The sequence below is a fragment of the Micromonospora fiedleri genome, assembly GCF_016774385.1.
Lineage (GTDB): Bacteria > Actinomycetota > Actinomycetes > Mycobacteriales > Micromonosporaceae > Micromonospora > Micromonospora gifhornensis.
In genome coordinates this window covers 333259-344077 of sequence record NZ_JAETXL010000008.1, presented here as the reverse complement: position 1 = coordinate 344077, position 10819 = coordinate 333259, and the positions used below count along the sequence as shown (strand labels likewise).

Sequence of the window (10819 nt, the reverse complement as noted above, 5' to 3'; positions counted from 1 at the left end):
TCGGAGAAATTGTCAATACCTGTGGACGGGTGTTGACGTTGCCTCAGCGCATGCGCGCGGTCTCGTGTAGATGATCGAAGATAATCTGGTCGACTGGGGAGACCCGGTGGCGGTCGGCGTGGGTGAGCCAGACCATCTCCTCGATCTCGCTGCTGGGCTGCAGAACGCCTTGGTAGTCGGCGGTGTAGCAGGTCATGCGGACCATCGTCCCGTCGGGGTGACTATGGGCTTGGGCGTGGAAGGTTCCGACGTGCTCGGCGGTGTCGGGAGCGATGATCACGCTGAGTTCTTCCTGGATTTCGCGGACGAGGGTGTCGATGTCGCCTTCGCCTGGTTCTCGCTTGCCGCCCGGGATGTAGTAGACGTCCTTGCCGCGTGATCGGGAGCTGAGGATCGCGCCGTTCTCGAGGCGGATCCAGGCGATCTTGTCGATGATGGTCATGCTTGGCGCTCCCTGGGGCTTGTCGGGTGGACTATGCGGCCAGGTCGGCTGGGCGCTCGACCAGTTGGCCGTTGATGAAGGTAGCGCCGGCGCGGACCAGGGCGACCAGGTGCGGTGCGTTCACCGCCCGCCACCGGTCCTGCGCGGACTCGATCAGCTTGAACGCCATGGCCAGGCCAGCGGCTCGGCTGCCGGGGCCCTTGGTGACGCGGGTCCGGTGGCGCACCGTCGCGAAGGTCGACTCGATCGGGTTCGAGGTACGCAGGTGGATCCAGTGCTCGGCGGGGAAGTCGTAGAACGTCAGCAGCTCGTCGAGGTCGTCGACGACCTTGGCGACGGCCTTGGGGAACTTGACGCCGTAGGCGTCAGCGAACCGCTTCGCCGCAGCACGGGCGTGCCGCTTGTCCTCGGCGTTGTAGATCTCAGTCAGGGCGGCCTTCGCGCCCGGATGAGCTGACTTGGGCAACGCGGCCAGGACGTTCGCTGTCTTGTGCACCCAGTCGCGCTGCTCCCGGGTGTCTGGGAAGACCTCCCGCAGTGCAGCCCAGAAGCCGAGCGCGCCGTCACCGACCGCGAGGACCGGGGCCCGCATACCCCGACGAGCGCAGTCACGCAGCAGGTCAGCCCACGAACCGGTCGACTCTCGGTAGCCGTCAGCCAGGGCGACCAGCTCCTTCGACCCATCGGCGCGGACCCCGACGACCACCAGCAGGCACAGCTTGTCCTCCTCCAGGCGCACGTTGACGTGAATGCCGTCGGCCCACACGTACACGTAATCGACGCTGGACAAGTCCCGCTTGCAGAAGGCGTGGTAGTCGTCGGTCCACTGCTTGCTCAGCCGGGTGATCGTGGCCGAGGACAGACCGGCGGCCGAGCCGAGGAACGACTCCAGGGCCGGGACGAAATCACCGGTCGACAAGCCGTGCAGGTACAGCAGCGGTAGCACCTCGGCCACCTTCGGGCTCTTGCGGCACCACGGCGGCAGGACCACTGACCGAAACCGCTTCCGCTGCCCGGTCTCCGGATCGACGCGCTTGTCGTTGACCCGCGGCGCCCGCACCTGCACCGCGCCAGCCGAGGTCATCACTTCCCTCGGCTGGGCGTGGCCGTTACGCACCACCAGCCGCCGGCCCTGCTCATCGCGTTCGACCGCCAGCTCGGCCAGGTACGCGTCAACCTCCGCTTCCAGCGCGGCGGCCAGCATCCGCCGGGCACCCTCCCGCACGATGTCATCCAGCAGCGAGACGTCCTCACGCCTCGCCCCGTCCTCGGCGACTACAGTCAGCACCAGGCGTACCTTCCCGACCGACGCGCCAACGTCGGCCTTCACTCGAGATCCTCAACCGATCATCGGGAAGGTACGCCCCTTCCCGACCGATCCACAGGTCTCAAGCATTTCTCGGGCGTTCGTCCTGGACTACATACGCCCCAGTGGCCTGATCGGTGCGGACGCGAACAAGATCGACCTGCCGCCGGTGGACTTCGACTACGTCGACGGCGTGCAGCCGAACTTCCGCGACGGCCGCGTCGACTACGACGAGTCCGGACTGGGTGTGTCCGCGGTGCGGATGCCCCGCCTGCTGGTGGTCCGTAACGGTTTCGGTGGGCGGACGGAGGTCACGTACGGGACGCAGAAGCCGTGCCCGCAGGGCGGGTCGACACAGTCGGGCTACAACAGTTGGCACAACGGCAAGGTGGGTAACTGGGACGTCAACACCGAGGACTGCTACCCGATCTTCCACTCACCACCCGGCGCCGACCCCGGCTTCGGCATCTTCCACAAGTACCTGGTCAAGAAGGTGGTGGTGAAGGACCAGGTGGGTGGGTCACCGGATCAGGTCACCCAGTACGACTACTCGGTCGGGAACCCAGCCTGGAAGAACCCCAACAACCCGCTCGTGCCCGACGAGTACGAGTCGTGGAGCACCTTCGCCGGCTACAACCGCGTCCGTGTGGTGCAGGGTTCGGGGACGGACCCCAGTAAGTACACGGTGTGGATGTCGAACTTCTTCCGCGGCATGTACCACGACATCTACGACCCCGGCAGCGGCGGCGGTATCAAACAAACCACCGTCACCGACTACGCCGGTGACACCTACGACGACCACTACGCCCGCGCCGGCCGGACCCTGCAAACCCGCCACTACCGGATGACCACCTACAACGCCAATCCGGCCAACGCCTCCTACACCGAGGTCGCCAGCACCCGCTACGACCACGTCATCCAAGGCAGCTCCAACGGCCCCGGCTACGCCAACCCCCGCCAAACCCGCCTCGGCCTGGAAAGCAACCGGGTCAAACTCGACGACGGCAGCTGGCGGACCAACGAAGAGAGAACCATCTACGAGTCCACGTACGGGCTCCCGATCCGCTTCCACCAGTACAACCAGGTCGGCGTCGCCGACAACACCTGCACCTCATACACCTACGCCCAACAGAACGCACCCAACTCCTACTACATGATCGACTTTCCGGAGCGGGTGGAGACCTGGTCGGGCGACACCTGCGGCTCCGGAATACTCCTCTCGCGCGAGGTCACGTTCTACGACACCTACACCGTCGAAGGCTCCCAGGCCCCGTTCGACGGCAACATCGCCGAGACCCGCACCTACACCAGCCCGACCAACTACGTTTCCAGCGGCCGCAGCACCTACGACAACACCGGCCGCCTCTTGACCTCGACCGACTCGGCGGGGCTGACCACCACGACCACCTACAGCCCGGTCGTGAACTGGCCCGACAACGGCATCACCAGCACCATCGGCGGCGGCTTTAACCACACCACCACCACGTTGATCGACCGACACACGGGTGAGCCGTCGAGGATCACCGACCCGAACGGCAAGGTCACCGACCTTGTCTACGACCCTGTCGGTCGCCTTGCCGAGGTCTACCTGCCGGGGCAGGCCAAGTCCACCGGGGTACCGTCGCTGCGGTTCAGCTACCAGATCACCTCGAACGGCATCGGCCAGCCGACCGCCCCGGCGCGGACCAGGAGCGAAAGGCTGCAGTCCCACAGCGGTAGCCCCGTCTACCTGAACTCCTACCAGTACGTTGACGGTCTCGGCCGGGGCAGGGAAACTCAGCAGCCCGGCCCGAACGGCGGCCGTGTTGTTGCCGCCACCACCTACGACGCCCGCGGCAACGTCGCCGCCACCACCGACCCGTTCCACAACAGCTCGGCGGCAGGGGCCGGGCTGGTCAATCCCAACCTCGCCACCGTCCCGGCAACCCACGAAACCAGCTACGACCACTTGAACCGGGCCACGACCCAGGTCGACAAAAAGCTGGGGACGGCGTGGCGGCAGACGGCCACCACATACCACGGCGACCGTGTCACGGTTGTGCCGCCAGACGGAGGTACCAAGACCGTCAGCCACATCGACGTCCGCGGCAACGCCACCCGCCTGGACCAGTACACCTCGGCCACCAACCCGAACACCTATCAGAGCACCACCTACACCTACGACCTCCTCGACCAACTCACCGCCATCGTCGACACCGACGGCAACACGTGGGCCACCACCTATGACCTCGCCGGCCGCGCTACCCAGAAGGTCGACCCGGACTCGGGAACCAGCGCCACCCACTACGACAGCGCTGGCAGAATCGCCTACACCATCGATGGACGTGGACAGAAGCTTTCTGTTCAGTACGACGGCAAGTCCAGGGCAGTTGGCAGCTGGGCCGGCGATGTCGGTACCGGCACCCGAATCACCAGCCACGTCTACGACACCATCGCCAAGGGATACCTGACCTCATCCACCCGCCACCACGGGGGCAGCGACTACACCACCGCTGTTATCGGCTACAGCGACCGCTACCAGCCCACTGGCAAGGCGCTGACGATTCCCGCCGCGGAAGGCGCCCTCGCCGGCACCTACGGCACCACGTTCGCCTACGACAAGGCCGGGCACCTCACCAGCGGTAGCGAACCCGCCGCAGGCGGACTACCCACCGAAACCCTCACGTTTGGCTACGACAACAACGGCTACGCCACCACCATTACCGGTGTCGACACCTATGTCGCGGCCACCAGCTACTACGCCCACGGCCCCACCCACCAACTTCTGCTCGGCGCCAGCGGCAAACGGGTCCGGCTGACCAGCACCATCGACCAACAGACCGGTCGACTCGACGCCACCAGCATCGACCTGGAAAACACCCCCGGCACCTTCACCACCAAATACGGCACCGCCTACGGCTACGACGCCATCGGCAACATCACCTCCACCCTCGGCAGCACCGATGGCACCGCCGATCAGGTCGAATGTTTCCGCTACGACCCGCTGCGGCGCCTGACCACCGCCTGGACCGGCGACACCCCGTCCGCCACCGCCTGCGACCAGACACCGCGACGAGGCGGCAGCATCGATCCGTACTGGCGATCGTGGCAGTTCGACGCCGTCGGCAACCGCACCAAACAAACCGACCACAACCCCGCGGGCAACACCGTGTGGACCTACGCCCACCCGGCAGCCGGCGCCACCCGACCCCACGCCCTTACCAGCGTCACCGCGACCGGCCCCCTCACCGCTACGCCGACCCGAACGTTCAGCTACGACAACGCCGGGAACACCATCACCCGGCACACCGAGGCCGGTGCGGTGCAGCAACTGGAATGGAACGCCGAAGGCCGTCTCGACACCTTGACCGAAGGCACCGACGAGACCACCTACGTCTACGACACCGAAGGCAACCGCCTTATCAGCCGCGCCCCGGACAAGACCACCCTCTACCTCGGCGCCACCGAACTCACCCTCACCACCGGCAGCAACCAACCCGACGGCACCCGCTACTACACCGCGGGAGGCCGCACCATCGCCGTGCGCACCCTCCTCCGCCTGGTCTGGAGTGGCAGCGACCACCAGGGCACCGAACAGGTCCAAATCAACGCCGACGACCTCACCAGCAGCCGCAAGCGCCGCCTGCCCTACGGCGAAGACCGTAGCGCCACCCAACCCACTTTCTTCGGCACCCGCGGCTTCGTCGGCGGCACTCAAGACGACACCGGCCTCACCCACCTCGGCGCCCGCGAATACGACCCCACCCTCGGCCGCTTCATCAGCATCGACCGCATCATGGACCTCACAAACCCGCAGCAAATTCATGGGTACGCCTACAGCAACAACTCGCCAGCCACCTACAGCGACCCGACCGGCCTCTACTTCGAAGAGGACAGTCACGGCCAGGGCCGTCGAGCCCAGATTGTAAAGTCATCCTCGGGAAAGAGCACGGTGAAGGTTTCCGGACGGCCGGTGAAAGTGGGCGCCAAGAAAAGCGGTGCTACCACGACGACCACCGTGATTAATAGAGGAAAGGGCAAGGGTGGCAAAAGCCCGGGTTCGGGCGCAAATTCGAATGACGGGCTTACTGGTAGTTCCCTGGGCATCTATCAGACGCTGTGGTGCTTAGATATGGGGCTACTTGCCTGCGCGAGAGGCATTGTGATTCAACAGAAGGCGCTCGACGTGTCGAACCGCCTTGCTGACAACTTCCGCTGGTCAACGGGGCGCCGTAACGCATTCCGCCATTCTTACTGGATGGGGCTGATGACCGTGCATGGCTTCACGTATGACGACGCGGTCACGCTCGGTGTCGCGCACGAGAAGGACACCGACACGCAGGGGGAGCTTCCCGGATCGGCCGACTCGAACGCTGATTTGCACAACAATTCCGTTGGCGCCCGCATCGGCGTGGATGTTCGACCGTGGTACGTGGCCGCGACCGGTGTCGGTGCCACCGCCAAGCACGAGAAGGAGCTAGAGGATAGGCTGATGCTGATGGTTGGCGGAGGTGTTCCCGGCCGTGGCCCCGCGGCACCTGAGAAGGGCCCTGCCTCCTACATCTCGGTGTGCACCCGCGATGGCTGGCTTATCATGATCGAACCGGGGAAGTGAGACGTGCGACGCACTGGGCGGCGACGGCGAAAGGTGTCCGTCCGGAGCTGGTCGGGCTTGGTGGCTGTTCCGCTGGCCTTGCTGCTCGTGGCGCTGGCAGGTGGATGCCAATGGTCTTCGCTCTCGGTCGTACATGTCACGATCTCGGACCCGGTCTGGTCGAACGACGGCTGGGTGTATTACCTGCGGGAGGAGGCTTCCGACGGCAGGCAGCTGTGGCGGCAGCGGCCGGCGCAGCGATCCGGGGAGCTTGTTTTGGACCAGGCTGCCGCCAAATCCGTCTGCCTCGACGGTGCGTTCAGTTTTCTCCATCGGTCGCCCGCTGGTGGGCTGAGAGTGGCGGTGGAGTGCGACTCCGGCACTCGTACCGAGTTGGTTGCCTACTCCGACGGGAGGCACCAGCTTGAGCCGCATGCATCGGTTTCGTTCCTTGGAGATGTTGCCCTCGTAGAGGGTGAGGCGACCGGCTATGCGGAGGTGCCACGCGAGTGTGGCATGGCTATCCAATCTCTCGTCGACGGCAAGCTGGGGGACCTTGACGCACTCATCACGGTGGATGGAAAGTCGCTCAATATTGGCGGCGGGGGCGATGACTGTAGCTCAGTCGTCTGGGTGCAGTCGCCGGCGGTTGCTCGCGGAAAATTGTTCTTCTTGGTCGCGTCGAACTCGTTCGGCAAACTGCCGGTGACGACATCGGATGTGTTGGAGGGGTTCACCTGGCAGCTCGTGCAGTGGGATCCAAAAAGTGGGTCAACGCAGTTTGTCGCCGAAATCCCTGGCATCGCCGACCTTGCAGCGAGCGGTCAAGAAATTATTGTGGCGGTCCATTCTCGGGGCAAGGGAAATGGGGTGTGGTCCATCGACGCCGCCAGTGGCAAGATGTTGCAAGTCGTGGATGGCGAAGAGGCCTATCATCCCAATTTCTCACCCGATGGCAAGGATTTCGTCTACGTCGAGGACCTTGGCCGCCTGAGGTTTGGGTCGCTTCCTGTCAATAAGTAATGCTCACGACCAGCCGCCACCCGCACCCGTCGGCGAAACTCGTCATCGATCGCGTCCCCCGTCCCGCTCTTCCGCCACGTCGTGAACCAGCGATGCGCCGCATCCGGCGGCGCCAGATCGCGAGGCATCATCCGCCACGGACAGCCCGACTGCAGCACACAGAAGACCGAATCCAGGATCAACCGATCGCCGTACTTGCGGAGCTGGCTGCCTTTACGCAGGTCTCGTACCGGCATCAAGGGTGCGAAGATCGTCCGCATCGCATCGGTCAAGCTCGACGGATAGCATGAACGGGCGTCATCCCCGCCGCAGTTGAAGTTGCGCACACAACGCGATCATGGCGGGGATGATCCATTTGTCGAGCACCCGCCATCGACATGTCTCGCCGTAACGCAACGCCCATACCGTTTACCCGACAGTCTCTCAGTCATGAACCTCTATTCCCCAGAGGGTGGTGTGACCTTCTATCCCTTTGCGGTTGGCTGATCTGGGCCCATACCCCGATGGGGTGATGTCGCGTTAGCACGCTCGTGAGTGGAAGTGCAGCGTTTCCGAATGATCTGACCGATGAGCAGTGGGCGGTGGTCGGGCCGTTCCTGCAGGCATGGAAGGACCGGCGTCCGTCGGTGTCGGGGCATCAGGGCCGTAACGAGCTACGGGAGATCGTTAACGCGTTGCTCTCAGGTTCTGTCAATCCCCTGGAACCGTGGAGGACTCGGTTATGCGGCCTGGTTCTCCAGGACGTATGTAGTTGATCGTTCGTAGTCGATCGGTGAGCGTCCGTTGCAGACGGAATGGCGGCGTCGGCGGTTGTAGAAGTCGGTGATCCAGGTGGCGATCTTCAGCCGGGCCTCGGTACGGGTGCGGAACTGGTGACGGTGGACGTACTCGACCTTGATGGTGGAGAAGGTAGCCTCGGCCACGGCGTTGTCGAAACACGACCCGACCCGGCCCATCGACTGGCGTACCTTCCAGCGGGCGCACGCCCGGGCGAAGTCGGCCGAGCAGTATTCGGCTGCCCCTGTCGCTGTGAAAGATCACCCCTGCGACGTCACCGCCGCGGGTGACCGCGGCCATTTTCAACGCGGCGACGACCAGGCCGGCGTCGTGGCGTTCGCCCATGGCGTAGCCGAGGATCCGTCGGGAGTGCAGGTCGATGACGGTGGCGAGGTAGAGCTTGCCCTCCTGCGTGGCGATCTCCGTCATGTCGCCGCACCAGGCCACGTCCGGCGCGGGCGCGGTGAACTGACGCTTGACCAGGTCCGTGGCGGCCGGCCGTTTGCCCTACTGGGTGCCCGTTCTGGTTCGGCGGCTGAGCTTCTGGTCGGTCATTGCGGGGTTGGTTGGTCGTGCCGGAGCAGGACAGCGTAGCCGGCGGCAAGGACGATCGCGACCGTTAGACCGGCACCGCATGCCTGGGTGACGGCTAGGAATACCATTCGCTGGGGGGCCACGTCCTCGACGGCGGCCAGGGCGGCACCGCCGGTGGCGGCGAGCCCGATGACCAGCCAGGCGGCCACCACGAGTACCCGATTGGCGGTCGGCCGTTGCTCAGGTACCGGCGACTGCCTGCGCCACCATCGGAGCAGCCAGACCACGACCACGACGGCGCCGACGATGGTGCTCACGCGCTGTATCCAGCGATAGCCCGGCGTGCCGAGGTGCGATTCAGCCAGCCAGCCGATGTGAGCAGCACCCCACATCCCGTCGTGCGTGAACGAATCCCACAGCACGTGCGTCAGCGCACCGATCACCAGGGAACCGACCAGCATCGCCGCGTAGCCAACCGACCATCGACGCTGAGACCCGGGCGAAGGTAGGCGTTCGCGCAGTCGAGCCGGCGAGATGGCGGTCAGGAAGCGGGCCAGCAGCCCATGCCAGAGGATCAACGCCCCAAGACCCAGCACCACGTCGACGCTGAGGACGCCGACGAGTGAGTGGGTCAGGGTCGCCTTCACCGGCAGCGGAAGATAGTAGGGGACATCAGGAGCCATGCTCCCAATCGCCAGGGCCGATGGCACCAGCCATGCTGACCGTGTCAACGGCAGCACAGCCGCGACGTGACTCCCCGTGAACGGCACCTCCGGCCCGCCTCCCTCGGTAGAATCCTAGAGACACCCAGCCGTAATCCACCAACCTCTGCCGCTGGAAGGGTTCAAGCGCCACCAACGGGAGTCGAAGCAGAAGCAAAGCGTCACCGGTGAGCTGATCGAGGCCGGCATCGGCGACCTGCCACTCAACGAGCAGTGGCTCCTCGAACTGGCCGAAGACGACAACTGGGAGACCTCCGCAGTCGCCAGCGCTCTCTCCAGGCGGGAGTGCCGTTATTTCCAGTCCCCCAACTGGCGCTGCCCGGCCTGGACCTGGTGCCGCTCGACGGCCTGCACAACTGACCATGTAAGGAATCGGCTTCACCGACGAGATCAGCGACGCCGACATCGACGCCATCGTCGCCGAAGCCCGGCATCGCTGCGCCGGCCTACCACCTTTGGATCTGTCATTCGGCCCGGTAGACCCCGACGCCGAAGGAATCGGCCTGCTCGTCCGCCCCTGGGACCGCGTCGAACACCTCCGCGCCACCATCCGGGACGCCATCGGCGCGGTGTGGCCCACTGTCCCCGAGCCCGCGCAAAGGTTCCGGCCGCACGTCACGATTGCCTACAGCGGCTCACCAGCACCAATCGAACCGATACGTGCCCGGCTGGCCGAACTCCGTCACCGGCCCCCGGTGCAGGTGACAATCAGACAGGTGCCGTTGATCGCGCTCCGACGGGAGAACCACACCTACCGATGGACGACAGTCGCGACGGTGCCCTCGGCCGAGTGACATCGGCTTGTCTTGACGGCCCACAGACCGTCCTGCCTCAGCCAGCTGCTGCCGTACTCCGCAGCAACGAGTCGTACGTGTCCGTTATGCGCGTCACCGTCACTCCGAGCGACCGGACCAGGCCGTCTAGACGTTCCTGCGCGGCCCGGCCGGACTCCTCGGTGCCGATCAACGCCTCTACCTCTACGAACGTGCCCAGCCCTTCGACGGCGTCCAGACATAGCGACACCTCACCCCACCGGCCGGTGCGGCGCCTCTTGACGATCTGTACCGTCGGTGTGAAGCCCATTGTCACCAGCGCGCCGTGCATCTGCTCCCGGTCGGCTACCACGGTCTCGTGTTCCAGGCAGGCCATCTCGTTGTCCACCGGCCGCTTGACGGTGAACAGGTGCCGGCCGTCCTGGGTGCGCAGCCGCGCGAACGGCACCCCGATCTTGCTCATGCCGTACCGCCACGCCGAAGGCGCGTATGCCTGATCGTCCTGACGTACCGCGTCGGACAACACAACTCCGTGAGCTGTCAGAGCCGCCAGCAGCGCCGTCTCGTCGCTCACGCGATATTTAACCTCGACTTCATGCACTGCTTCCGGGACAGCGGTCACGCCGCAGCAGCCTAGTCGCCGCCAACCCGCCGGTTGGCAGGCGCGCC

Annotated in this window: 8 protein-coding genes and 3 pseudogenes; 4 read left to right on the top strand and 7 right to left on the bottom strand. The window is 65.2% G+C overall.

The window, feature by feature from the left end; genetic code table 11:
* Nucleotides 1-43: 43 nt before the first annotated feature.
* Together JMF97_RS23480 and JMF97_RS23475 are read right to left on the bottom strand one after the other, a co-directional pair.
* Nucleotides 44-442: an NUDIX hydrolase gene (locus tag JMF97_RS23480; protein WP_203223458.1), complete on the bottom strand. Its 399-nt coding sequence runs from the start codon at nucleotides 440-442 to the stop codon at nucleotides 44-46.
* 31 nt (nucleotides 443-473) lie between these two features.
* Nucleotides 474-1730, bottom strand: coding sequence for an IS256 family transposase (locus tag JMF97_RS23475; protein WP_203223457.1), 1257 nt, complete (start codon nucleotides 1728-1730; stop codon nucleotides 474-476).
* Nucleotides 1731-1917: 187 nt separating this feature from the next.
* Between JMF97_RS23475 and JMF97_RS23470 the strand changes: the two genes are divergently transcribed.
* Together JMF97_RS23470 and JMF97_RS23465 are read left to right on the top strand one after the other, a co-directional pair.
* Nucleotides 1918-6342, top strand: coding sequence for an RHS repeat domain-containing protein (locus JMF97_RS23470; RefSeq protein ID WP_307817070.1), 4425 nt, complete (start codon nucleotides 1918-1920; stop codon nucleotides 6340-6342).
* A gap of 60 nt (nucleotides 6343-6402) precedes the next feature.
* On the top strand, nucleotides 6403-7344 hold the full coding sequence (locus tag JMF97_RS23465; RefSeq protein ID WP_146017428.1) for a TolB-like translocation protein: 942 nt from the start codon (nucleotides 6403-6405) through the stop codon (nucleotides 7342-7344).
* Here the strand turns inward: JMF97_RS23465 and JMF97_RS32250 are convergent.
* Entirely contained in the window at nucleotides 7290-7604 is a 315-nt protein-coding gene (locus JMF97_RS32250; protein WP_102656649.1) for a transposase, read from the bottom strand. The two genes, JMF97_RS23465 and JMF97_RS32250, sit on opposite strands and share 55 nt — an antisense overlap.
* 270 nt (nucleotides 7605-7874) lie before the next feature.
* Between JMF97_RS32250 and JMF97_RS32070 the strand changes: the two are divergent.
* A pseudogene (locus JMF97_RS32070) lies at nucleotides 7875-8021 on the top strand (IS5 family transposase); the annotation flags it as partial.
* 42 nt (nucleotides 8022-8063) lie between these two features.
* Here JMF97_RS32070 and JMF97_RS23455 read toward each other — a convergent pair.
* The 3 genes and pseudogenes from JMF97_RS23455 to JMF97_RS23445 form a co-directional block, all read right to left on the bottom strand.
* Nucleotides 8064-8303, bottom strand: a pseudogene (locus JMF97_RS23455) (integrase core domain-containing protein); the annotation flags it as partial.
* A gap of 61 nt (nucleotides 8304-8364) precedes the next feature.
* Nucleotides 8365-8568 (bottom strand): annotated as a pseudogene (locus JMF97_RS32245) (DDE-type integrase/transposase/recombinase); the annotation flags it as partial.
* Between the two features lie 104 nt (nucleotides 8569-8672).
* Nucleotides 8673-9425 carry a DUF4184 family protein gene (locus JMF97_RS23445; RefSeq protein WP_102656651.1) on the bottom strand — a complete coding sequence of 251 codons (753 nt, stop codon included), beginning with the start codon at nucleotides 9423-9425 and terminating at the stop codon, nucleotides 8673-8675.
* A gap of 323 nt (nucleotides 9426-9748) precedes the next feature.
* On the opposite strand from JMF97_RS23445, the gene JMF97_RS31515 reads away from it, so the two are divergent.
* Nucleotides 9749-10171, top strand: a complete 423-nt coding sequence (locus JMF97_RS31515) for a 2'-5' RNA ligase family protein (RefSeq protein ID WP_343898619.1) — start codon at nucleotides 9749-9751, stop codon at nucleotides 10169-10171.
* A gap of 37 nt (nucleotides 10172-10208) precedes the next feature.
* Here JMF97_RS31515 and JMF97_RS23435 read toward each other — a convergent pair whose 3' ends face one another.
* Nucleotides 10209-10772 carry a class IV adenylate cyclase gene (locus tag JMF97_RS23435; RefSeq protein WP_233196629.1) on the bottom strand — a complete coding sequence of 188 codons (564 nt, stop codon included), beginning with the start codon at nucleotides 10770-10772 and terminating at the stop codon, nucleotides 10209-10211.
* Nucleotides 10773-10819: the final 47 nt, after the last annotated feature.

Excerpts from the sequence above, each read along its gene's own strand:
- JMF97_RS23480 (WP_203223458.1), bottom strand. The coding sequence starts at position 442 with ATGACCATCATCGACAAGATCGCCTGGATCCGCCTCGAGAACGGCGCG.
- JMF97_RS32250 (WP_102656649.1), bottom strand. The coding sequence starts at position 7,604 with ATGCGGACGATCTTCGCACCCTTGATGCCGGTACGAGACCTGCGTAAA.